The organism is Pseudoalteromonas sp. BZK2 (assembly GCF_014349195.1).
In the GTDB taxonomy this organism is placed as follows: Bacteria; Pseudomonadota; Gammaproteobacteria; order Enterobacterales; family Alteromonadaceae; genus Pseudoalteromonas; species Pseudoalteromonas simplex.
Genome location: NZ_JACSOG010000008.1, coordinates 26,880 through 52,478, shown reverse-complemented (window position 1 = coordinate 52,478; position 25,599 = coordinate 26,880). Strand labels below are relative to the sequence as shown.

The following is a 25,599-nucleotide window of genomic DNA, read 5'->3' as shown; positions in this document are numbered from 1 at the left end:
ATTTGTGAACTTGAAAAGCACTAAAATAAGTCTACAATAATGACATATAAATATGCCATTAATCATTACTTGAGAAATAAATTGAAAAAGTCAGATGCAATCAAAAAGCTATCAGAATTTGATAAACAAGGACGTTATATTTTTACAATGTCTGATTTTGCAAAGATTTTTTTTGATGATACTAATAGGAGCTTGAGAGCGGGGATTTCTCGACTCATCGATGATGGCTTTTTAATTAGAGTTGCAAATGGCATTTTTATTTACGCTCTTGCTCAGTCAAAAGGAAGTGATACGCTGGAGCTAATTGCAAAAACAATCCGCCGTGGTGAGTACAATTACGTTAGTTTAGAGTCTGCACTTTCAGAGTATGGAATTATTTCACAAATCCCCGTTGGCAGATTGACCATTATGACAACAGGACGCTCGGGTGAATATAAAACGCCTTTTGGTACAATTGAATTTACTCACACTAAGCGAGACCGTTTAGACATTCTAGAAAACACAATGAAAACAGATCGCTCTTTGAGATTTGCAACGAAAAATACTGCTCTAAGGGATTTAAAAAGAGTTGGCCGAAATACTCATTTAATTGCAGAGGAAGCATAAGATGAAAACTGAACAAGAGAACTTTGCGCAACTAGTAAATCTCGCTATGCAAACCACAAATGTTTCTCATATGCGAGCTGTTATAGAAAAAGAGTTATTGCATTACGACATCCTATTTGCTCTCGAAAGAGGTGGATTTCTTGATAAGCTGGTATTTCAAGGAGGTACTTCTTTAAGATTATGTTACGGCGGAAATCGCTTTAGTGAAGATTTAGATTTTGCTGGTGGTAAAGAATTCAATTCATTCATGTTAAAAGATATCAAAGCATGTATTGAAAAGTATATTGGCGAAAGATATGGCCTTGAGGTGACAGTTAAAGAACCGAAAGAGTTAAAAAAAGACCCTAAATACTCAGAATTAAAAATTGATAAGTGGCAAGTTGCAGTAGTAACTGCACCACAAAGAAAGGATTTACCCAAACAAAAAATTAAGTTAGAAGTTGCCAATATTCCGGCCTACACAAAACAGCCTTTACCACTGAATGTGAACTATGATTTTCTGCCTGATGGATACAGCGATACACTGATCTTAGCTGAAACACTCGATGAGGTGATGGCTGACAAAATAATTTCATTACCAGCCACAACAAAGTATGTGCGACATCGAGACATTTGGGATCTTGCTTGGTTGCAACAGCAAGGGGCTCAATTAGATATTGAACTAGTTAAAAATAAAGTTGCTGACTATCAACTTGAGCAATATCAGTCCATGCTTTCTCATTTAATTGATAGGTTACCCGAACTTACCACGAGCCCTGAGTTTATCGGTGAAATGAAACGCTTTTTAGATACCGAAGTATTCGATAGAACTCTCGGTAAAGAAAAGTTTCAGTTGTACTTACAAAACACCCTGACAGAGTTATTCAAGACAGTTCTGTCAAAAATGTTTACCGAAGCTACAGAGCCTGATTTTAAAATGTAAGACCCTGCTACAACTGCTGTAGCAGGGCTTTAATGTCACTGTATCGTTGTTGCTCGCAAAGGCCAAAACCTGAAAGCTGTCTGACTTTATTACGAGTAAATAAAGGCACGCTCATGCCCGCTAAAAAGCGGCACTGAGTATCGATGCTGACATCACTAATCCCTTTGGCGGCTAAGTGCTGTTTAAGCTCTGCAACTTTACTGGCAATCACATTTTGCTCAGGCATTTGATGCACTAATGAATAGCTAAGCTTTACTTGCTGTCCTCTACACACTGAACAATGGCCACATTGCTGGGGTGCATGTTGGTCATCAAAATAGCGGGCTAAGTTATAACTTAAGCAGCTATCTAGCTCAAAAAAGCGCACTAAAGTGGCGATACGTTTAATTTCGGCCTGTTCTTTTTCGATAAAATATTGGTGAAGTTGCGGTGCTAAATCTGCGTGGTTTATTACCGAGTTATTCACCTCATACACTTGCGTAATACGTTTAGTTTCAAGGGCTATATGACCTTTCTCGGCCAAATAATCGAGCGCTGCAACCACACGTTTTCTATCAACTTGAGTGGCACGGGTTAACGCATCAAAATTAAGTGTGCCCCAAATTTTCTTAAACTCAGTGTGTTTGAATACCTGTTGTAAAAACGCTTGTCGGTCAGTATCAAACTGGCTAAGTAGCTCGTTTTGATCCGTTAAAAACTTATATTTAAAATCGGCGTAATAAGCATATAAAGGCGTAATAGCCCCTTGCATTTCTAACTGCACCAGTAAGGTTTTTAACGCTAAAGCACGAATATTACTTTCGCTCGATAAGCTGTACTCTTGCATTTCCCACTGGTTGTTCGTTTGTTCGTTGCGAATGTTATTAATGACATAGTCAATCCCACTTTGCTCGGGCGTGTCGGCATAAACAAAGTTCTCAACGGTATTTAAGCCATCAAGGTTTGCTAGGGTAAAACAGTTTGATGGCGCACCATCTCGCCCTGCACGGCCAATCTCTTGGCTATAATTTTCAATCGATTTTGGCAAATCATAGTGGATCACAAAACGAATATCAGACTTATCAACCCCCATCCCAAAAGCAATAGTTGCCACGACGATATTGATTTTACCCGCCATAAAATCATCTTGAATTTGCCAGCGTTTATCATCCTCAAGGCCTGCATGATAGGCCACTGCATTAAAGCCCGCTCTTGCCAAGCCTTCGGCCACTTGCTCAGCGGTATGCTGTAAGGTGACATAGACAATCCCTGCCCCTTGTTGGCTGGCTATGATATTTGCTAATTGCTGAAGTTTTTCTTGGCTTGCAACACTGAGCACTGATAAATCGAGGTTGCTTCGGTAAAAGCCAGTTTGCACTACACGCTCTGGGGCAATGGCAAAACGCTCACACATATCGCGCTTTACTTTTTTAGTTGCGGTGGCGGTAAGTAGCAATACCAACGGAATATTAAGCTCTTCACGATAGCGCGGCAGTTTTAAGTAGTCAGGCCTAAAGTTGTGGCCCCATTCAGATATACAGTGCGCTTCATCAACCACCAGCATCGAAATAGGCACTTGTTTAATAAATTCACGAAAGCGCTCATTCTTAAAACGCTCAACTGAGACCATTAAAATTTTCACCTTCCCTGCTCGCACATCACTCATTACCGTATGGCTTTGCTCACTGGTTTGGCTTGAATCAAGGCTTGCCGCGTAAATACCTTTGCTATTTAAAAAGCTGATTTGATCTTTCATCAGTGCCAATAATGGCGATACCACTAAGGTCAAGTTGGGTAAGTGCAATGCGGTTAATTGATAGCACAAAGATTTACCTGAGCCAGTTGGAAAAATTGCCAACGACGATTGCTGGTTTAATAACTGCTCAATGGTTTGTTGCTGACCTTGGCGAAACTCATTAAAGCCAAAGTATTGATTCAACGAAGTGTGTAGTGGTGTAGTCATCCTGATCCCTCACTTTCATTCCCTTTTCAGGTAATGATAGGTCTCTTACTGCGAATTAGCCATGTTAACGTGTTTAACTCAATCTCCCAAGGCCATTGATATAACTAAGCGCACTATATTGTTCTTAACAGGTACTGACAAAACCAGTAAAAAGGCGCACAATGGGCGCGTTGCCATGGGGTATTGATGGATGGACTTGCAATACCTAAGCGCTTTTTCGCAAGAGTGTTTAGGTATTATACTTTTGAGGGCAACGTAATGATTAACCAACCTCCTAAAATCGTGATAATCGGTGGTGGCGCTGGTGGCTTAGAACTAGCAACACAATTAGGACACAAACTCGGGAAAAAGCGCCAAGCAGAGATACTTTTAATCGATAAAAACCGCAGCCATATTTGGAAGCCGTTACTTCATGAAGTAGCGACGGGGTCGATTGATGCCGATTTAGACGGCGTTGTATACTCAGCTCATGCAGCAAAACATCATTATAATTTTCAACTCGGCAGCTTTTGCCACTTAGATCAAACCAACAAAACTATCACTTTAAGTGAGTTAAAAGACGAACTTGGCCACCGTATTTTACCTGAGCGCCAAGTCAGTTATGACTACCTTGTACTTGCTATAGGCAGTGTTAGTAACGACTTTAATACCCCAGGTGTTAACAAGCACTGTTTTTACCTTGATTCAAACCAACAAGCTGAACGCTTTCAGCATGCTCTACTCGATAACTTCACCCGTTTACATCAAGATGACGACCCACAGCATTCTTTAACCATTGCTATAGTGGGAGGTGGTGCAACCGGGGTTGAGCTGTCGGCAGAGCTTTATCATGTGTCAGACATGCTAAAAATGTATGGCCTTAATAAAATGACCGCGAAACGCTTACACATTGATTTAATTGAAGCGGGGCCGCGAATTTTGCCCGCATTACCCGAGCGCATTGCAAACTCAGCTAAGCGTGAACTGGTTAAATTAGGAGTAACAGTCCGCGAAGGCACGCAAGTAAAAGAAGCCACAGAAAACAGCTTTATTACCAAAAACGATGAACATATCAAAGCCGACATTATGGTTTGGGCTGCGGGTGTAAAAGCACCTGATTTCATTAAAGATATTGGTATCTTTGAGCTCACCCGCAATAACCAAATTAAGGTGAACCAATATCTGCAAAGTAGCGTTAACGACGATATTTTTGTGATTGGTGATTGCTGTGCATTTACTCAAGAAGATGGCACACAAGTGCCACCCAGAGCGCAATCGGCTCATCAAATGGCACAATGTGTTGAAAAAAATCTAATAGCCACACTCAAAGGCCAGCCACTCAGTGCTTTTACCTACAGTGATCATGGCTCTTTAGTTAACTTGTCACGCTACAGCACGGTAGGCAGTTTAATGGGCAACCTAACCAGTAATAGCTTTTTTATAGAGGGTAAAATAGCGCGATTTATGTATATTTCGCTCTATCGTATGCATCAACGTGCTATCCATGGCAGTGCAAAAACTTTTGCACTGTGGATCAGCGAAAAAGTACTCCGCGTTGTTAGGCCAAAAATGAAACTGCATTAAGCTACGGCATAAAGCCGGCAAATTAGTTGTTTGTCGGCTATTTATGCACTTCGTCCCTAGGTAATTGACATCACTCTACAAAGTCATACACTTCAGGCAAGATAAATCCATGGATTGAAGATGAAAAAAGGTATTTCGCTAACCGTTTTTGCAGGGGTTTGTGCCTTTGGTACCTACCTGATATTAGATAAACCCACACCCATCGAAGCGATAAGCAGTGAAATATCAACATCTACTGCTGCTACAGCTAAACAAAATAACGCTACGAGCCTCTTTAAACCATCAAACCAGCCTAATAGCAAAGCATCAAAGCTGGCTAAACTCCAGCTAGCCAAACGCCAGTGTAAGCAACAAAGTTTAAAAGCCACTCAAGCTGCAGCTGATCACAGTCAAATAGAAGCAGCGATTAAACAAGCACTAAAAGACGGCGACTCCCTTGAAGATGTTTTAAGTTATTCAGAGTTGGTGAAAATATCCTACCGTTCATTTAATACCTTAGTTATTAACGCCATCAAACAAAATGCAGAACAGCAATTTCAATATGCCTCATCAGTTGGCATATTAAAAAACTGGCAAGGGCTTGAGGTCATTGATTATTTTGATATAGATACAATCAATCAACTAACGGCAATTAATGAACCCCTTAGTCAAAATACTGGCTCAATGATGTTTAATGTGCCAATACCTGAGCAAGTAAACAAAACAGCATTGTACAAACTATTGGATAACAACGATGATTTTAATACCTATTTAAAAACGCCGTTTAAAATCGGCCCATCAAGGCTCATTTCACCATCTATTTTGTTTCTTGTTAATGCTCATGCGCTTAGTTTAACTGAGTTTGAAAACGCAATATCTAGCAAAGAGTTTACTGTTAACGACATTGCTGTGGCTTTAAAAAGCAACTTACCTAATGATTACCTAACAGCGCTCATCTCTCAAACAGCACAGCTAAACGGCTCGCCTACAGCAATGAGTGATGACTTTATCGATGAACAACTGTATTTAAACCTTGCAGATGTCGCTGTGAGTGAATTTAACGTGCCAATTTTAAAGTTATTAAGTGAGCGAGGTATTGAGCCCACTAATCAGCCAAATGTATTTACGGCTATGGATATTGCCATTGTAAACCTAAAAGGCAGCTCGAATAGCGAAGTGCAGCCACTAGAGAGCAAACACTTAGAAACACTAAGTTATCTAAAAAATAAAGGTTATCGAGCTCACGGCGAGCTTGTGCGCGACACACCGAACGATAGGCTGCTGATGCTTAAATCTTCATTCTTACCGAGTAGCCTTTTATTTGTTGGCGACCAAGTTGCTAATGATGCTTTTTCTCAGTTTATAGATTTAAAGCTAATCCCAAATAACCTAGCATTTAAACGTAAAGAAAAAGATAACTCTGCAATATCAAAAGCACTCAGCGCCTATGAACTACAAAAACAGCAAGCCAAAAAAGTATCTCCTGAGTGTGAAACGATAGATCAGCGGATTTATTCGCTAGAAGCGATAAAAACACGCTCTCAAGCACTCAAAGAATTAGAAACACTCGAAGCGCAACAAGGCTTACTTACCCTCGACACCCTTCAAGCCATCGACCCTGTGCAGGTTCATAATTGGCAATTCTTGCATTTAAATGATTATAAATATCAAACCTCAACGCAGTACCAAACCTACAAAGAAGCAATTATTGAAAAAGACTTTAATACCATTGCCAGTATCACCCAAACAGCAAAACTGAGTACCCACCAGACAGATATGTTGCTCGCAGCAACAGTAGAAAACACTCAACAATTAACATCTATTTGGCAAAACAGAGTCGACCCAACTGCACCTGAAAATCTTTTTGTATTTACTAAGTTACCATTAGTACAATGGCAATTGTTAGCTGATAACGGCTTTGATTTTTCATTAAAAGACATGCAAAACAACGATATGTATTTTTATGCAAGCATGCATTCAAATGCAGCAGTTAAGTTTTTAATGAGCCTTGCAGTTACGCATGATTTTTCTAAACCTGGGCTTGATATTCTCGACCAAGCACTGGAGCAAAGCTATAACACGCAAACCCTCGCAGACTATATGCCAAGCGCATTAAAACTTATTGAGCAATATGAGCCTAACCACTTTCGTCGTGCCGCGCGTCTAAAAGTTTTTGTTCCTGATGTTTATGAAGAGCTTATTAAACTTGAGCCAAAACTTGCACCCAAAGATGGCACTGTAATGAATAACTATCAGTACAGCGCTTATTAAGCCCCTTACTAATTTGAGCCGCAAATTAACCTATCTGTTTACGGCTTAGCCGCGTATAATGCCCACTTTTTGTGGGGCGCAAAAATTGAATATTATTACGCTAAGCGTTTTGTCGCTTGCAATGTCGACTGATGCTTTTGCAGCTTCAATCACCAAAGGCAGTACACTTAAAAATCCTCGTGTTCTGAGTGCAATCAAGCTTGGTTTATTGTTTGGCTGTATCGAAGCTATCGCACCGATTGTTGGCTGGCTGATTGGCAGTGCCGGTGCAGATTACGTTGAAGCCTTTGATCACTGGATTGCTTTTGTGTTGTTAGTGGGTTTAGGCATTCATATGTTGCTAGAGAGTCGTAAAGAAGATGACGACGATGAAGAAGAACTTGCACCGAATACCAAGCGCTCTTTCATTGCCACACTACTAACTGCCGTTGGCACCAGTATCGATGCGATGACAGTAGGTATCAGCCTTGCTTTCATGAAAGTGAATATTTACTTAGCTGCCGCCATGATAGGCCTAGCAACCACAATTATGGTTACCATCGGCGCGCTACTTGGTAACGTAATGAGTGGCTGGGTAGGCAAAAAAGCCGAAGCAATTGGCGGTGTTGCACTTATTTTTATCGGCTGTGGCATCCTATACAGCCATACCGTGACTTAAACTAATAGCTTATCAAACTCTTCTTTGGGCATGGGCTTATAAAAATAGTACCCCTGCCCAAGTTCACAGCCTAAATCGATCAACTTATTTAGGTGCTGTTTTTCTTCTACTCCCTCGGCAACAATTAATAGACTTAATGAATGAGCTAAGCTTGTTATTGTCTTGACTATATCCATACTCTGCGAATCAACCATCATGTCTCTAACAAATGATTGATCTACTTTTAAAACATCGACCGGAAAAAGCTTTAAATATGAAAGACTGGAATAACCCGTTCCAAAATCATCAATCGCAATAGTCAGGCCAAGCACCGCTAAATCATTCAGCATGCTCTTAGTTACTTCAAAATCTTCCATTAACGCACTTTCTGTAACTTCTAATTCGAGCAATTCACTCGGTAAGCCCGACATTTGGAGAGTTTGCGCCACAAAGTTGCAAAAGTTTTTATCCGTAAACTGTTTTGCTGAAATATTGACAGCAACCTTGATACGAAAGCCTTTATCTAACCACTCCTTTGCTGCGTAACAACTTTGCTTTAAAACTGACTCACCAAGAGCGTTAATAAGTCCAGTCTCTTCAGCTAAAGGAATAAATTCAACTGGCAATATAATTTGATTATTAGTATCTCGTAACCGAACAAGTGCTTCAACACCGACTATTTTTTGTGAACCCAGTGCGACCTTGGGTTGATAATAAACTTCTATCTTGTCGTTTTCTATCGAAGTACGAATCAGTTTTTCAACACTTTGGCGCTGTTTAAACTGATGCTCTAAATCATCTGAGTAATAACAAAAGCGATTACGCCCTTGCTCTTTCGCTTTATACATAGCGGCATCAGCATGAGTCATCATATCTTCTGCTGTCACTGATTCTCTAGGATAAATGCTAATACCTACACTCACTGACAAAATATAAGGTTGTTCATCAATTTTGAATGGTTCACTCATTGTATTAATGATGTCAGTAGCAATCACATCAATAATTGATGTTAGCTTTATTTCAGGGATTAATATCGCAAATTCATCACCGCCGATCCGCGCTAATGTGTAGTTTAAATCAATTAAAGATTCTAATCGCTTCGCAACAAGTTTAATTATTAAATCACCTTGTTGATGACCAAGTGTGTCATTCAAGTATTTAAAATGATCAATATCAATTAAAATTAAAGCAACTTGTTGCTCCTTGCTCTTGGCTACTTTGCAAGCATGGGAGACTCTATCATAAAGCAAGACTCGATTAGGCAAGTCGGTTAGTAAGTCATGATTAGCAAGGTGACTCATTTTAACTGCCATTGCCACTGACTCACTAACATCGTGAAAAACGATGATCCCACCACTGACACGACCATCATCATCACGAATTGGCGCAGCAGAATCTTCGACTCGATAAACACGGTTATCTAATGCTGTTAATTGGGTATTTAACGACATAGCAACAATACGATTTTCTCGCAAAGCAAGTAGGATAGGATTAACTAGGTTTTGTCCTGAATACGCATCAGTCAACTTCATCACGTCATCAATATGTTTTGCCTGAGCCTGCTGTGCTGAATAACCCGTTAGCTTTTCAGCAATGGGATTCATAAACGTAATATGGGCTTCATTATCTGTTGCGATAACCGCATCACCAATCGAGTTGAGCATTACTCGCAATCGCTCAGACTCAGCAGCTAATAACTTTTTAGTGCGCTTAATTGATGTTATATCCGTAAGCGTCAATATAACGCCTACCGCTTGTCCTTCATGAAATTGTAAATTAATTTGTGCCCTAACATGCTCAATATTATCGCTCGGATCGACAAACGGTACATTTAACACTTCCTGCGGCTTTTGCTCTTCTAAACAGTTATGCAAAGCAAGGTATAGATCATCAGGAAGAATATCTTTAGCTCTGTGGCCAATCATCTCATTGCCACTTACGGCAAACCACTGACAAGTCATGTCATTATTAAAAAGGTTTAGCTCTTGCACTGACCAATAAGAAATAAATACCGGAACTTGAGCTATTAGTGCCGCAACGTCATCTTTTGCAGTACTTATTTGCGCTTCCTGTTGCTTCATTTTTAGATGATTTACTATTCTCAACCGACATAGATTTAAGTCTACAGGCTTATGAATTAAATCAACTCCACCATTCTCAAAACTCTGATACTCAAATATTTGTTCATTATGCGAGGTAACAAAAATAACGATTGATAGGGCTGTTAGTGGGTTTTGTTTAATTGCTTTGCATACTTCGAAGCCATTCATATTTGGCATTTCAATATCAAGTAAAATAATATCGGGCCTGAATGAAAATGCTACACCTAAGGCTTCAACTCCTGACGCACATCCAATAACTTCACCTAAATCACCAAGAGCCTCAGTCATCACCAATAGACTTGTAGGTTCATCATCAACAACGAGTATTTTACTCTGCCGATTATTTAGATGAGAAAAAAGCAAGACTATGACCTCAATTAATGTAACTAAAAAAACTCTAGTCCTATCTCATCAGTAGCGCCAATAAAAAATATAATTTTCCATTCTTTAGTTGTAGAAATTCTAAAAATTCAGTCTATGCTTAATCAACACTCAGGGAGAAGATAATTTGCAATCTAATGAAGTAAATAACAACAAACTGATTGATGATTCCATCATTTTGATAGTCGATGACGAGCCAATCAATGCGACTGTCATTGAAGGCCTACTAGCATCACATTTTAAAACCCACACGATTAATTGTGGTGAAGAAGTGATGTCTGTTTGTGACTCTATTAAACCCGATCTAATATTGTTAGATGTCATGTTAGGGTCTATGAGTGGTCTTGATGTGTGTAAAGAGCTAAAAGCTCACCCTTCTTATAAAGATATTCCGGTTATATTCATCACTGCAATTATGGATCAAGAAGATCAAAACCAATGCTGGCAAGCAGGCGCTGTGGATTTTGTAACTAAGCCAGTCTATGGTGTAACCCTTCTAAACAGAGTGACTGCACACCTGACATTAAAGAAACAAGCAGATCTTTTAAAACAACAGACACAGCAAGACAGCCTAACGGGATTAAAAAACCGCCGTTCTTTAAATACGACTCTGACGCAAAATCTATTACTTGCGAAACGTCATAGTCAGGCACTATCTGTGCTGATGATCGATATAGACTGGTTTAAACAATACAACGATCAGCTTGGACATCAACAAGGCGACAACTGCTTAATAAAAGTAGCTACAGAAATCAAAAATAGTATTAACCGACCAACAGACACAACTATTCGCTACGGTGGTGAAGAATTCCTCTGTATTTTACCTGATACCGATATTCAAGGAGCACAGTTTATTGCTCATAAGCTATTGGCCAACATTAAAAATCTAGCTATTAAACACCCAACTACAGAGTCAGGAATAGTCTCGATAAGCGTGGGAAGCGCAACACTGTCAGATGATAAAAATTTTACTCCAGAAAATTTAATCAACAGTGCAGATACAGCGCTATATCAGGCTAAACAACAAGGAAGAAATCGCTGCGTTTGTATTATCGCAACCAGTGAATAATTTAAATTTTTGTAGATTTTTTCAAAATGACATAACTATAAAGGCAAATAAAAAATGAACAGTGAGATGTCAGGGAAGCAGCAAACAACAAACTCGAAAAGCGAAAGTTTAGAATTGAACCATTGGAATAAAAAAGCTGCACTTTACCGACTCATGAACAATGAGGTCTTGCTCATTAGAGTAAGCAAAATGTTTTTAGATAGTTCTCATGTCAAATTAGCGTCACTATCTCAGTCCATACAGAACAGAGACTTTAAAACAACTACATCAGCCAGTTATTCACTTAAAGGAGCCTGCGGCGATTTAGGTGCTACAAGATTAGATCAACACCTAAGCGAATTAATTGTATTAATCGCCAATGAGCGTCACCCTTTTGAGGAGATACAATCGAAATTATTTGAAATAAAAAAAGACTACCAAGTATTACTGACAATCTTACAAAAATACACCTCTTGATAAACCACTTAGTTTTAGTTTAGCAACCACGTTAGCGTAGCATCAAAAATGCTCGTCTAGGTGAATCTTTGTCTTCAAATTTTCATAAAGTGGGAGTATGTTTATACAAACCACTAAAGGAATGACGCTATGACCGCTAAAACGCTGATTTTCAACTTTGATGGCACAGGCAGTGAGCCTCGTGATGCTGAACAATTCAGCGCCGCACATTTCAAAGAAGACGCCAGTATTTCTAATATTCTTAAACTTCATTTATTGTTTGGCGGCGCACTCAATAGCGAACCCGCAACACCATTTCCAACTCAACTTAGCTTTTATTATCAAGGTATAGGCACCCAAGGTAGTCGCTTTCGACGTTTATTCAATCAAGCCCTTGCGCCAAGAGGTGATGATGTTGCCAGCATTTTAAACCGGGCTATGGGCGACTTTAAAAGCTATTACAATGTAGGCGACAAGGTACTTCTAACTGGTTTTAGCCGCGGTGCTGCTCTTGCTAGGCGCTTTGCCAAATGTTTAGAGCCACTTATCAGTGATGATGTGTACTTATGTGTATTCGATACCGTTGCATCAATAGGCTTTTCGAAAGTAACAAAAGCAACCCGCGGTGCTGAGCATGTCATTTTTGAAAACTACACACTAGCAAGCAATATAAAAGCTGCCCTTCATTGCGTGGCACTTGATGAAAAACGCCGTGCATTTGAACCCACACTTATAAACAGTGCACCGCATGTGCAAGAGATCTGGTTTGCAGGCGCCCATTCTGATGTGGGTGGCGGCTATTATCGTGATGGCTTAGCAGACATTTGTCTGCGCTATGCGATTGAGTGGCTGATTGAACAAACCGTTGCATTAAACTTACTTACCAGCGCGGATATCAATTACAACACTCTGCTCCCAGAAGAGCATCGTAACCTCATTGCACAAGATGATGTAACCGTTACCCCAGATCCGCTGGCTCTTAGTCATCAGCAAAACTATTTTTGGTTTAACCCGTTGTTCAAACTGGTAGATCGCGAATGCTGTGTATTGGTTGATAACGAACAAAGCACGCTCGCACCAACCATTCATTACACAGTAGCAGAGCGCATTAATCGCCTAACGAGCTATCGTCCGGAGTCGTTAAAAAGCCTTCATTACGATGTACTTTATAGCGATGAAACCCGCTTGAAATTTAAAGGCTTAAGCCCACATATTGCGCTTGATAAACAAAATATGACGGTGTTGGGCATAGACGAAAGTAAAGATGTGTTTGTGTATGGCGCTGAAAAGTACAATCACACAGGCTTAATGTTAGAGCAAGGTGGCACGTACCGATTTACGCCTTACCCAGAGCAAACTTGGTATGACGACGGCATTAGTTGCGGACCTGCAGGTTGGCACCGCGACAATATCCAACTTGGGGTGAAAGAAATCCCAATGGCCTTGCTTGAACCATTTAGACGTTTACCCCACGCACAATGGTTTGCGCTAATTGGTGCTATCGATAACAACGACGATCATTTATTTGAAATTGCTGAGGGTGCTGATATTCGTATTGCTAAATCAGGTGAGTTTTGTCCTTTTGCCAACGACCTAAACCGCTTTTATGGGGCGAATGCGGGGCGAATTAAATTGCGTGTGACTCGTTTAGGATAATTTAGTGATTAGGCTAGCTTAGTGCTTAACATAGCGAGCGATAATCTCGGTTATCGCTTGCTGGTTGTTTATAATTGCTGAGTTAATAGCTGCTCTGTCTTCTGCTAAAAGGGTTGTTTCACTCAGCATAAAATGGACGCTGTCATTATTGACAATATACGGATGCAACTCGATCCCCTGCTGGTTATTTTTTTGAATTAAATATAAACCGGCTAATTCATCATCAACAAAAAAATCGACCCGCTTAGCAACCAGCATAGCTAGCCGCTGGCGCAAAGAGGGTACAGTAACGAGTAGCTCTTTATACTTTGGTTCTTCTTTTAAATGAGTAAAGTCAGATCCAAAGTAGCTCCCGCTGTTAGTTAAAATAACTTGCTGATGTTCGAGCAAACCTTGCAAGTCTAAAGACTCTAACCGGCCATGAGGATACCAAAACAAGCGCATCACTTCATTACGGTAAGGCTCTGAAAAAAAACTAAAAGAGTCACGCTCTGTGCTATAACTTGCGGCAGGTAGTAAATCGACTTTACCGTGTTTAAGCTCTGTAAACCCGCGTTTAGATGAAGGCATGACGACGTATGTTGCACAAAACCCTGCCTCATTTAGTACTAAGTTGACCACATCGATATCTATGCCGGTGAGTTCACCGTTTTGCGTAAAGACATAAGGCGCCCACTGCTGACTAATTCCCACTTTTAAGGTTTTATCGCAGCTAAATACCGAGTTACTAAATACAAAAACGGTAAGTAAAAACAACACGCTTAACCTCATTTATCCACCTTAGCTTAAATACTTACAGATCATATTATTCAAGTATGGTTGATAATGCCTGAAAGATCAGTGTATGAAATGAGAAACAGAAAGTTAGTAAGTTTTAAGGGGAAAGTTCCGAAATGCGAGGTGGCAGCCCGTATGACTGGCTTTAGCCGGGAAATGTCTTAAGTTAGCGAGTTTCAAGGGGAAAGAGTAAAGTTAAGAGATTCGAGGTGCGAGATACGAGTCTGTAGCAGAGTTTTTACATCACGCCCCAGCGCCTATGTTTTCCCCCGTAGGCGTGAAACTTGTTTCGCGCGTCTGAAGATAAGAAATTTGAAAAGGTTTACATGGATTATGTTGGGTTTCACTCCGTTCTACCCAACCTACTTCCCCCACAAAAAAGCAGCCATGCGGCTGCTTTAAAGGGAAATCACATTTTAATGATGGGCATTAAATGTGGTTGTTACACTTAAAGTGCTTTCCATACATCCGCGACGCCTGGCTCGTCTCCTTGAGTCCACCATTTCGCTTCGTATTTATTACCTTGGTGAGTGACTTGGTCACCACCGTTGTAGATACCTGCAGCTTGCCACACAACATCACCGTTCCCATCGGTTGGTTGTGAAGTTGCCTCCCATGGGCCGCCTAAATCAGGGCGCTCACCTTGTGTCCACCACTTAGCGGTGTACTCTACGCCGTTATAAATCACCGTATCACCACCAACATAAGTCGCCGCTGCATCCCATGTGGTTTCACCATCTGGCGGAGTTGTTGTACCAGAATCTGTCACAGTAACATTAAAGCTCACTGCTGTAGCAGTTTGACCATCGCTTACTGAAACCGACACAACATAACTTGTATCTGCATCAACGCTGCCCGCTTGTAAGCTCACATCAGCACCTGAGCCCACTAACGTTAAGCCTGCTGGTACTGTCCAGCTGTATGAAAGTGCATCGCCATCAGCATCAGATGCCGAAACCGCCACAGCCACACTCGCGTCTTCTGCCACTGTTTTATCAGTAATTGCTGCAACCACTGGTGCTTGGTTCTCGCCTGTCGTTGGTGCTACAACATTAACAGTAACGTTACGGCTTACACTTGCCTCGCCATCGCTCACACTCACAGCAACCGTGTATTGCGTATCAGCAGTCACTGATGGCGCTGTGATAACTAGGGTATTTGAATTTTCACCGCTTACTGTTAACGCACTGTCAGCTGTCCAGCTAAAGCTTAGCGGATCGTTATCCGCATCTGTTGCTGATGCAGACACAGATACACTTTCGCCAGAGTTAACAGATACTGCGCTTAATACAGATAGAACCGGCGCTCTATTGCTAGGCTCAGTTACTGTGCCACCAAGCGCTTCGTGCATAGCGTTAAGAATATCGCCATTATCAGCGTCAATTTCCCATGCAAACAGACCACCTAGATTATATTGATTAACATAAGCACCTTTTGCCAAAACAGAACGACGGTTATCGTATGTAATTAATTTACCGTTACTGCGGTTCCATACATAAGCGGCTTCGGCTTGTTCGTCATAACCTGTTTCAAACCCATTGATGCCATTTTCTGCAGCGCCCAGCATGTAAGTTTTGATGCCTTTATAATCAATTACACCATCTTCCCATACGCCTTGCGCTGTAGTGCCTTTAAGTTTGCCGTTGCCCGGTGCTGTCATAGGGTTATCAGCGATAGTGGCATTTTCTGGATAAACGCCTTCCCAGCCACGGCCATACATAGCGGCACCTACCACGATTTTCTTCGATGGTACGTTTTGCGCAAGTAGATTTTGCACTGCGTTATCAGTTGTGTAAGCAGGGCCTTTATATGGAACGCCTTCTTCATCAACACCCGTGCCATCACACTGACCAACACGGAAATGCGATGAACAATAAAGCGCAGCCTGATGGCCTGTCACATTGCTCCATGCACCATAGTAGTCATAGCTCATTAAGAAAATGTAATCCATATATTGTTGAGCTTGTGAATAATCAACATCTTCAATTTTGTCGTAACCCGCACCAATCGCTGATGTTAATTCATACTCACGACCTGTCTCGGCTTCAAGCTTATCAAGCATTGCGCGCAGCTCTTGCATTAACGCAACGTATGCAGGGCCGTCAGCAACTGGGTCGCCTAAGTTTGGATTAGCACCCTGACCACCCGGGTATTCCCAGTCAATATCAACACCGTCGTAGAACTTCCACGTTCTTAAAAACTCTTCCATTGATGCCACAAACGTGTCGCGATTTGCTTTATCGGTAAAGTAGGCAAATGGGTCTGATAAAGTCCAACCACCCACTGATGGTAAAATTTTCAGATCAGGATAGCGCTGCTTTAACGCCATTAACTGCGAATATGTACCACGAATTGGGTCATTACTATCAACACCCGGTAGCGCTTTTTGAATCGCAGCCCATGGGTCGTGGATCACAACTTCAAAATCTTGCGAACCCGCACAGGCAGTATTTAACGCGTTTTTAGGGCCACCTGTTAACGAGTCATTAGGTCCACAAATTGGAATAAACCCATACAAGATATGACTGAGGTTTTGTGCTGGTATATTGGTTACGTCGAAATCGCGACCATAAATACCCCATTCAACAAAGTAGGCACCGGTAACAAGACCATCTTTGGTGCCAATATCTTGGTTGTTTGGATCATAATCCATCGGCAATGGCGCTAAGTGACCGCCATCTGTATCGGCAATAACAATTGGCTTACCTTCACTGCGAGCACAGGTGGTACCGCCTTCACATAGTTCTACATATAATGTGTGACGACCTGCTTTATCATACGGGAAGCTAATAACACCACTTTTAGTGCCTGCTGCAAGTGACCCTTCATTAACCAACATATCATCGAAGTACACTTTATAGCTGTCGCCGCCATCACCACTCCATGCGTTCCATTCAATGCTGATAGTGACTTCATCAACGCGGTTCACTAAGCTCTTGTATGAGCCTGTACCTTCAAGATCAACCTCAACAAATGAGTACTCTTGTGGCTCCCAAATAATGGTTGGTGTTGAAGGTGCTGCATTCGCTGCACTTGCAAAGAGTGCAACACCAATGGCTGCGCTTAATTGTTTTATATTCATGATTCTCTCTTATCTGTTTTTATATAGCGTTACGCTGTTATTGATAAAGTTTGAACTACAAAACTTTAGATTTCTGTCCATACTTGGCTGGCACCCGGTACATCTCCTTGGGTCCACCACTGCGCTCGATAGCGCTGTCCTTGATAAGTTACTTCGTCGCCGCCTTGATAGGCTTTGCCGCTGTTCCACTCGATTGATGCACTGCCTGATTCAAGCTGCCATGCATCACTACTGTCTGGTTGTGCGCCTTGGTTCCACCATTTCGCACTGTAAACTCCGCCGTTGAAACTCACTTTATCGCCTGTGTTGTATTGGCTTGTGCTATTCCAAGCAGGCACGCTCGGATCAACTGGATCAGGGTCGACCACAGTGCTATTGAGCACAGTCACGGTAAAACTTACTTGGCTTGTGAGCTCGCCATCTGACACCGATACTCTTACGGTGTAGCTTGTATCAGCATCTACAGAGGGGGCATTTAGCGTGATGTTGGCATCGCTACCCGTAAAGCTCAGTGGTGCAGGTACATCCCAGCTATAAGTTAATGTGCTTTGTTGATCATCAAAGGCGTGTAGGTGTATCGCGGTGCTGCTTTCTTCTTCGACTTGAAGGTCATCTGGTTGATGAATAATTGGCGCGGTATTGTCAGGAGCCGCTTGTACGCTTAGTGCAAAGCTGTAATTTGCATTCGTTGTAAAGACCTGATTAGTCATTAAATCAGACGCATCAAAGGCAATATCTCCAGCGCTATTTTGCACGCCAATATTAACTAAGTGCGCGTAATTAAGGTTTAACAGTGCTGCAAATTCAGCCTGCCAATTAGCTTGGTTATCAGCTGTGATCTGCATTTGTTGAGTGAGTAACTCTTGGCCATTTTCATCAAATAACCTCGCTGACACTCTACCGCCAACCTCAGCGTCTTGTCCTTGACGAACAAAGTAGCTAATTGCTGCCCAATCGCTTGGCTCTGTCGGGGTCGCATCGCTGACAATATTAATATCGCTACAGTTGTAGAAGCCTTCGCCACCGGCATCATCTCGTTGCCAACGCGTGTATAAAATGGCATCGCCACTGCGCCCTTGTGGAATCGACACGCTCATTTCATAGTAACGGCCGTTGTTAGCATCAATGCTAAAATCAAGATTACCGTATTCTTCAACAAGCTCTAGGTCATCCCAAGTAAGTACTTGAGTGGCACTATCAAAGCCCGGTTTTGTTAAATAAAACTGCCAAAAACTCGGGTTATGCGGCGTACTTGCTAAAAAACGCACTAAAATATCGCCATTCGCATTAGGAATAACCTCACTGCGTTGCCAATGTGCTGAAGGTAAATCCATACCGCGTTTTTCAGGGTCGCCTGCGGCACATAATCGGCCATCAGGCACGCTTTGCTTTACTGCATCAAGGCTTGTGTAATCAATGGTATTAGCTGAAAATTCAATGTCTTGAACAAACTGTACATGCCCTGCTTCAACAAACGCTGCACGACAAGCAAGGTTAGGAATACCACTGCCATCAGCAGGCCACCAGTACCCACCATCAGCATTACATATCGCTTGACGAGCCTTCGGGCTTTCTAAAAATCCGTGGGCATTCACATGGCTTGATGCACAGGCAAGCAGCATGCTGGTTGCCACTGCCGATAAAGACAATGCCTTTGATTTCATTACTTTCATTGTTGTTCTCGCTGTAGAAATGCGGAGCAAAGTGCTTGCTCCGCTTAGTTGGTTAAAGCGTGCAACTCACCGTCCAGTCAGCTGATGTGCCTGGCTCTGTGCTCGTCCACCACTTTGCTTCGTAAATCACGTTGTTGTGATTCATTAAGTCGCCGCCAACAGCATGGCTTGGATTACCAGCCCAATCAGTTTGCGGCCAATTTGGATACACAGGGATGCTTGCTACATCAACACCGTTACAGCTTCCCTCGCCACTCGTATCACCACCGGTGTCACCGCCAGTATCACCACTGCCAGCTGTGCCATCTGGTAGCATTGGGTATTCGTATTTGAAGGCATAGGTTTTGCCATTTTTCTCAATGGTGAAGTTAGTTGGCCCCGTAATTGGCATGTAGTACATAACTTGCGCCTCAACGGTTTCACCTGTGTTAAATGACTTTTCGATACCGCCCCACTCATTCACTAAGGTGATTGAAAAACGATGAAACTCATTTTCAAAGCCGCCGATATTATCGCCAGCCGCATTAGAGCCATTCGCTTCAACAGCCATGCCGAGCTTTTCTTGTGCATTCCAATTTGATTTGAAAATTGCCGAGGTAGAAACGGGCACATCAAAGCTGATTTTTGCGCCGCTTAAGTCGATACCTGAGTTATTGGTGAATGCGAATGTAGGTGCGATTGGGTAGTTATCATCACCAATTGGAAAGTCTTTCACTGTAAAGCTTACGTCAACCGCTTCGCTTGGCAGGGTGAAATCGACATTGCCTTGATGAGTATTGTAAGCCACACCACTTTGGTTAAATTTATCGTAAGCAAGTGTGGTTAAGCTTGAGCCCATGAAGTACTCACCTTTCGCTGAGTCATAATCATAGTCACCGGCAAGCTCCCAGAACATGATGCCGCCAAGACCATTGTTGATAACATAATCAACTTTAGTTGCCATTGATTGCTCATCTTCAATTGATAAGAATACCTTTTTCTCTGCATTCCAAAGCCATGGAGCAACCGCTACATCATCGTAAAAACGTGTATAAGTACCTGTTAATACATCATCTGCATCGGTTTCTGGCGTTAGACCATAGATTTCAAGGTAAGAAGGGTTAATGCCATTTTCAAGATTTTTCGCATGCCATAGTGGGTTAGAACCTGCTGGCATTTCTTCACCAACATCGTTCTTATCGTGCCATAGGTTATCAATGCCGAGTGCGCCATTACCGCATTGATTTTTCTCACCAACGCCAGTCCCTTTCGCACATTTTGATTGATCTGGCAGCGCTGCTTGGCCCCATAAACCATTAGTACCACCGGATACATCTTTAAAGCCACGGGTATAATATGGAATACCAATATTGATTCGACCTGCAGAGACCGCACCGCGGAAGTAACGCACAGCCCAATCCGTATTTAAGTAGCCAATTCCTTCAAACTCAGCGGTGGTATAAACGCCCCATTGCGCTAATTCAGAATCAAGACCGGTATCAAACAAGGCTGCGTTATGGCCTACATGTGAATTCCATGCACCATGTAAGTCATAAGACATAATGTTAACGTAGTCGAGATACTTCACGCTTTGGAATGTTTCCATGCCACGTAATAAGTAACCTGAAGATGGCGAAGCAATCGTTAGTAAGTAATGTTTACCTGCCTTTTCACCTGCAATATCAAGCTCTTCACGTAGTTTTTGCATCAATACACGATACGAGGCGTTAAGACCTGCGCGACGAGCATTAGAGATAGGAAAATCATCAGGGTGGCCTGAGTCATTCATTGACGATGGGTATTCGTAATCAATATCGACACCATCAAAACCGTAGGTTTCAATAAACTCAACGGCACTTTTCGCAAAGGCATCAATCCCCGCTTGGTTCACTGAGCCATCGGCATTGGTTGTCATCGTGTAGAAACCACCGCTGTTTACGCGAGTACCGTCTTCACCAAAATAACCACCTGTTTCAGCCCAGCCACCTACAGAGATTAAGGTTTTTACATCTGGGTGTTGTTTTTTGAATTTATTGAGTAAGTTAAAGTGACCTGTGTAACTAAAGCTTGGATCCATTTCAGCGCCTGTAACGCCCGGCCAAGTCATGTTTGTCGCTGGGTTGCCAGCTGCATTTGGATCACCAATCGAGACCTTGTTATTACCATCAACATGCGCAAAGGCATAGTTAATATGGGTGATCTTGTCCCAAGGAATATCGTTAACTAAGTAGCTTGGCTGACCATTGGCACCATTTCGCCAACTCGTAAAATAACCAATAACGCGGCGTGGATGATCTGGGCCCATTTTCTCGCGGCCATTTTCATCATATACGCTACAGTATGGGGTATTGACACCCGGTGTTTGGTATAAGCCTTGTGGTTTACAATCTGTGCCTGGCTCTGTTGCTTCAACAACATTCACAACTTTGCTTTGTGTATCCGTCGCGCCTTCGTTATCGGTCACCGTTAAGGTAAATGAAAATTGCCCAAGTGCTGGAGCCTGCCACGTATAACTTGAAGAAGCGGCACTTGCTTGATGAACTTCAGTGCTGTTTTCAGTTAACGATAACGCAGTCACTTGGCCATCGCTATCAGTGCCAGAAAGCGCAAACACCACACTGTCACCCACCGTTACTTGTGATGGCAGTGAGCTAAATTCAATGCTTGCTACTGGCGCTTGGTTAACCGGCTCAACGTCATCAGACACACTCACTGAATGTGCAACCGCTGTAGAGGTTAACCCTAAATCATCCGTTGCGACCGCGCTGATTACATGGCTGCCTTGGGTTGCTTGCCAGCTCGCTGAATAAGGTGCGCTTGTCACAACACTCAGCGAAGTACCATCAACAAAAAACTCTACACTTGCCACACTACCATCAGGATCAGCAGCGTTCGCACTTATGACAACGCTGTCACTTGTGGTAAATAAAGAACCCTCTGCGGGTGTTAAGCTGCTAATTTGAGGTGCTTTATTTTCATTGACAACGCTGTCACAAACACCCAATAAACGCCACTCTTGATCGACACCAGAAGTCTCCACAGGGTTAGTTTGCGTCCACCACTTGGCTTCATAAGCGCTCCCTTGTGCTTGAACCTGATCACCACCAACATGAGTTTGCCCTTGTTGCCACACTTCTAAGTTGCTGCAATCAATCGCAGCCTGTGCTGTAAAGCCGTATAAACCTAGTGACAGCGCACTCAGTTTAAAGGCATTTTTTATTAATTTATGCGAGCTCATTCGCTCCCTCCGCCCAAAGTTTTAATAACATTTATTTTACAAATCCAACTTTAAAGTAACACAAAGTGCTATTACGTCAAGTTTGCATTTACCTATAAAGGGTAAAATAAACACACTTTTTGATGCAAAATTTAAATATAAACACTAAAAAAGAATTAATTATTTTTATTGAAAAGCAAAAACGAGGATGATTCTACAGTGTAAAAATGAACATAAAATTAACAATATTTTAACCACAAAAGTACGGTTTATCTGGTTTGCGCACAAAATAGTCAGAGGTTATGTGAGGTAAAACAAAAATAATTACTGTATCGATTCTGGGTATATAACGAATAAATTAGTTTTTAGGTAAAAATTTCTATTAAAATTGGGGGAAATTTATTCTTAACACGAATTTTAGTCATAAAAAAAGCAAACACTCAGTGTTTGCTTTTCACAAAAATCCTATTTGATCACAACTTAATTAAGCAGCGATTAAATAGGACTCTCGTCCTGCATGTTTAGCCTTACGTTGATATGCACCTTTACCTTTTTTAGGTTTCTCTACTTTTGCTGTGAACAGCTTAGATGTCACCATTGCGGCGTACACATTGTCGTTGATTACACCACGACCAGTATCAACTTGGCCTTGCGCGCGTTGTTTCTTTTTACTCATTTTTTACTCCTATTAAACGTGCTGCGAGTATATACCTAGCCTAGCGCTACGCAAGTATTTTTAATAAAAAAACGATGATTTTTTACCCCTTATTTTGTCTTACTCGTTTTGACTAAACACCATTCCTTGTTGTCATTTTACTGACTAAATTCGCTTTTTGATTGCATTCACTACCTAACTACTGGCAAAACTAGCGAAACCATCCATAGTTAATTAAAAACAAACAGGATTACGATGACTGACTTTCTCTTAATCGCCTATATTTTCCTTATTGCAGGCATTATTGCCGTGCCTATTGCCAGCAAACTGGGGTTAGGCTCAGTACTTGGCTACTTACTCGCTGGTATTGTTATTGGGCCAACACTGACATTTTTAAATGTTGATGTGATTGCCATTCAGCATTTTGCTGAATTTGGTGTGGTAATGATGCTGTTCATTGTTGGCTTAGAGCTTGAACCCAAAGCGCTTTGGTCAATGCGAAAACAGCTTATTGGACTTGGTGGCGGACAGGTGGTTTTATCATCTGCCGCCTTTACGGGTATTGGTTTAGCATTTGGTCATGCTTGGCAAACAGCACTTACAATAGGCTTAATTTTATCACTTTCATCGACCGCGATTGTGCTGCAAACGCTTTCAGAGCGCGGGTTATTAAAATCAGATGGTGGTCAAGCCTCATTTAGCGTATTACTTACTCAAGACATAGCCGTTATTCCTATGCTTGCGTTTATTCCCTTACTTGCTTTACCTGAATTAGCGCCAGCCATTGCAGATACAGCCCATACAAGTGAAGACACTCATGCTAGTTTAAGCTTGGTGGCGGGTCTTGAGAGCTGGCAAGCAGCGCTGGTTACTTTAGGTATGATAGCGCTCGTTGTTTTTGGCGGTAACTACTTAACCGCACCCATTTTTAGATTTGTAGCACAAGCACGGCTTCGCGAATTATTTACTGCAACAGCCCTATTCTTTGTTATTGGTATCGCTTTGATGATGTCGTTAGTAGGCTTATCACCTGCACTTGGTACTTTTTTAGCGGGTGTTGTGCTTGCAAATTCACCTTATAAACACGAACTCGAAAGTAATATCGATCCCTTTAAAGGGCTGTTGCTAGGATTATTCTTTATCACCGTTGGCGCTAGTATCAATTTTCAATTACTCGCAGATAACCTAGCTACCATTGTGCTCTTAACCAGTGCATTGATTGTAACAAAAACAGCTGTACTGCTTATTTTAGGTCGTATTTTTGGTCTTAGAGGCGCCGCACTCTGGTTGCTAGCACTGGGGCTTGCTCAAGCTGGTGAGTTTGGTTTTGTACTACTTGCTTACAGTGTCTCTAATAATGTATTGGCAGACAACATCGCCGACCAACTTTTACTGGTTGTTACTTTATCCATGCTACTTTCACCTGGGTTATATATCCTTTATCAGCGTGTGATAGCACCCCGTTTCATTTGTGAGCAACCAGGAAAAGAAACAGACGAGTTTCCCGATGATAGCCATGTGATCATTGCAGGCTCAGGCAGAATGGGTGGGCTGGTTGACCGTATTTTACAAGCTGGCGGCTATAAAACGACTGTGATTGATTACAACTACAAGCAACTCGAAGCCTTAGAGCGTGTTGGTATTCGTAATTTCTTTGGTGATGCCACTCGACCAGACTTACTCAGTGCAGCAGGCATTGAAGATGCAAAACTGCTGGTTGTTGCGCTTGATGATGCCGAACAAATCACTAAATTAGTTCGTTATGCGATGCAAAATTACCCGCATTTACATGTGGTTGCCCGCGCTGTAGACCGCCATCATGTATACGATTTATGGGCTTACGGTTGTCGAGATATTATTCGCGAAACATACGACAGTACCATGCGTATGGGCCGCTCAGCTTTTGAAGCACTCGGTATTGAGCAAGAGAAAGCCCAAGAGATGGTCGATATTTTCAGTGAGTTCGATAAAGAAATGCTACGCGAAGCCGCCGATGTCTACGAAATCGGCGTGCCATTCGAAGAAAACCATGCCTATATCGAGCGGATCAACAAGATATTCGATGAAAAAGAACCCGAAATAAAACAACAAATGCGCGAGATTTGCGACCGAGTGGTTAATGGTTCGAAATAGCAAAAATATTACAATTATGGAGGAGGTGTTTTCACTTCCTCTTTTTCTTCTCATTAACTTCTCTTTGTGAAAATAATTTTAATCACAGACAACAAAGAGGCGCTTCGCGGTACACAGAGAAAACAAAAATTCTCAAAGAGGCTGCGCATTGAATAGGATAAAACGCGATATGAAATCGCTGCTACAAATTTGATGTTGTTCGTAGGAATGGCTTCAGCCATGAACTCTTAAACACCACACCTATGTAAAACGATTAGACGTAGGCGTGAAATTTATTTCGCGCGCCATGCAAGCATAACGCCTACGTAGCAGCGGCTTTATGCCGCGACATTGGTGATGGATGCGAATTATAAGGTGCGAGATTAAAATCGCAGCTACAAACTCGTATATCGCATCTCGTGTCTCGCTGAATTAAGATCATTCCCGGCTAAAGCCAGTCCAACAGGCTTTCTCCTCGTATCTCGAAACTCGCAAACTTTCCCCTTGCAACTCTCTAATTAAAGACAAATGTCGGATACTA

At 41.9% G+C, this 25,599-nt stretch carries 16 protein-coding genes; 9 read left to right on the top strand and 7 right to left on the bottom strand.

The annotated features are described in order from the left end of the window. The first annotated feature begins 81 nt into the window (after positions 1 to 81). Together abiEi and BIZ38_RS06400 are read left to right on the top strand one after the other, a co-directional pair. Positions 82 to 606, top strand: a complete 525-nt coding sequence (abiEi, locus tag BIZ38_RS06405; RefSeq protein ID WP_138599381.1) for a type IV toxin-antitoxin system AbiEi family antitoxin — start codon at positions 82 to 84, stop codon at positions 604 to 606. A gap of 1 nt (position 607) precedes the next feature. Continuing rightward, positions 608 to 1,528: a nucleotidyl transferase AbiEii/AbiGii toxin family protein gene (locus BIZ38_RS06400; protein WP_187489864.1), complete on the top strand. Its 921-nt coding sequence runs from the start codon at positions 608 to 610 to the stop codon at positions 1,526 to 1,528. Positions 1,529 to 1,535: 7 nt separating this feature from the next. Here BIZ38_RS06400 and BIZ38_RS06395 read toward each other — a convergent pair whose 3' ends face one another. Beyond that, positions 1,536 to 3,470 carry an ATP-dependent DNA helicase RecQ gene (locus BIZ38_RS06395; RefSeq protein ID WP_187489863.1) on the bottom strand — a complete coding sequence of 645 codons (1,935 nt, stop codon included), beginning with the start codon at positions 3,468 to 3,470 and terminating at the stop codon, positions 1,536 to 1,538. A gap of 258 nt (positions 3,471 to 3,728) precedes the next feature. Here BIZ38_RS06395 and BIZ38_RS06390 point away from each other — a divergent pair, with 258 nt between their 5' ends. The 3 genes from BIZ38_RS06390 (at position 3,729) to BIZ38_RS06380 (ending at position 7,941) form a co-directional block, all read left to right on the top strand. After that, complete coding sequence (locus BIZ38_RS06390) at positions 3,729 to 5,033, top strand: NAD(P)/FAD-dependent oxidoreductase (protein ID WP_187489862.1); 1,305 nt, start codon at positions 3,729 to 3,731, stop codon at positions 5,031 to 5,033. Positions 5,034 to 5,153: 120 nt separating this feature from the next. Beyond that, the gene (locus tag BIZ38_RS06385) at positions 5,154 to 7,283 is read left to right on the top strand and encodes a hypothetical protein (RefSeq protein ID WP_187489861.1); all 2,130 of its coding nucleotides are present in this window, start codon (positions 5,154 to 5,156) and stop codon (positions 7,281 to 7,283) included. A gap of 85 nt (positions 7,284 to 7,368) precedes the next feature. Further along, complete coding sequence (locus tag BIZ38_RS06380) at positions 7,369 to 7,941, top strand: manganese efflux pump MntP family protein (RefSeq protein WP_138619787.1); 573 nt, start codon at positions 7,369 to 7,371, stop codon at positions 7,939 to 7,941. Here the strand turns inward: BIZ38_RS06380 and BIZ38_RS06375 are convergent. Continuing rightward, a complete protein-coding gene (locus tag BIZ38_RS06375) occupies positions 7,938 to 10,385 on the bottom strand; it encodes an EAL domain-containing protein (RefSeq protein ID WP_228290654.1) in 2,448 nt (815 codons plus the stop codon). The genes BIZ38_RS06380 and BIZ38_RS06375 overlap by 4 nt on opposite strands. 145 nt (positions 10,386 to 10,530) lie before the next feature. On the opposite strand from BIZ38_RS06375, the gene BIZ38_RS06370 reads away from it, so the two are divergent. The 3 genes from BIZ38_RS06370 to BIZ38_RS06360 all read left to right on the top strand — a co-directional run bounded on the left by BIZ38_RS06370 (position 10,531) and on the right by BIZ38_RS06360 (position 13,563). Then, positions 10,531 to 11,472: a diguanylate cyclase gene (locus BIZ38_RS06370; protein ID WP_138619788.1), complete on the top strand. Its 942-nt coding sequence runs from the start codon at positions 10,531 to 10,533 to the stop codon at positions 11,470 to 11,472. A 54-nt stretch (positions 11,473 to 11,526) separates the two neighbouring features. Next, positions 11,527 to 11,928 carry an Hpt domain-containing protein gene (locus BIZ38_RS06365; protein ID WP_054553455.1) on the top strand — a complete coding sequence of 134 codons (402 nt, stop codon included), beginning with the start codon at positions 11,527 to 11,529 and terminating at the stop codon, positions 11,926 to 11,928. 129 nt (positions 11,929 to 12,057) lie between these two features. Further along, entirely contained in the window at positions 12,058 to 13,563 is a 1,506-nt protein-coding gene (locus BIZ38_RS06360) for a T6SS phospholipase effector Tle1-like catalytic domain-containing protein (protein WP_187489860.1), read from the top strand. A gap of 18 nt (positions 13,564 to 13,581) precedes the next feature. On the opposite strand, the gene BIZ38_RS06355 is transcribed toward BIZ38_RS06360, so the two are convergent. The 5 genes from BIZ38_RS06355 to arfA form a co-directional block, all read right to left on the bottom strand. Then, positions 13,582 to 14,334: a substrate-binding periplasmic protein gene (locus BIZ38_RS06355; RefSeq protein ID WP_054553453.1), complete on the bottom strand. Its 753-nt coding sequence runs from the start codon at positions 14,332 to 14,334 to the stop codon at positions 13,582 to 13,584. Positions 14,335 to 14,788: 454 nt separating this feature from the next. Continuing rightward, complete coding sequence (locus tag BIZ38_RS06350) at positions 14,789 to 17,422, bottom strand: glycosyl hydrolase family 18 protein (protein ID WP_138619790.1); 2,634 nt, start codon at positions 17,420 to 17,422, stop codon at positions 14,789 to 14,791. A gap of 65 nt (positions 17,423 to 17,487) precedes the next feature. Then, a complete protein-coding gene (locus BIZ38_RS06345) occupies positions 17,488 to 19,095 on the bottom strand; it encodes a lytic polysaccharide monooxygenase (protein ID WP_187489859.1) in 1,608 nt (535 codons plus the stop codon). 52 nt (positions 19,096 to 19,147) lie between these two features. Further along, on the bottom strand, positions 19,148 to 22,312 hold the full coding sequence (locus tag BIZ38_RS06340; protein WP_187489858.1) for a glycosyl hydrolase family 18 protein: 3,165 nt from the start codon (positions 22,310 to 22,312) through the stop codon (positions 19,148 to 19,150). A gap of 463 nt (positions 22,313 to 22,775) precedes the next feature. Beyond that, the gene (arfA, locus tag BIZ38_RS06335; protein WP_054553449.1) at positions 22,776 to 22,967 is read right to left on the bottom strand and encodes an alternative ribosome rescue factor ArfA; all 192 of its coding nucleotides are present in this window, start codon (positions 22,965 to 22,967) and stop codon (positions 22,776 to 22,778) included. Between the two features lie 234 nt (positions 22,968 to 23,201). Here arfA and BIZ38_RS06330 point away from each other — a divergent pair, with 234 nt between their 5' ends. Next, the gene (locus BIZ38_RS06330; protein WP_187489857.1) at positions 23,202 to 25,079 is read left to right on the top strand and encodes a monovalent cation:proton antiporter-2 (CPA2) family protein; all 1,878 of its coding nucleotides are present in this window, start codon (positions 23,202 to 23,204) and stop codon (positions 25,077 to 25,079) included. Positions 25,080 to 25,599 lie beyond the last annotated feature (520 nt).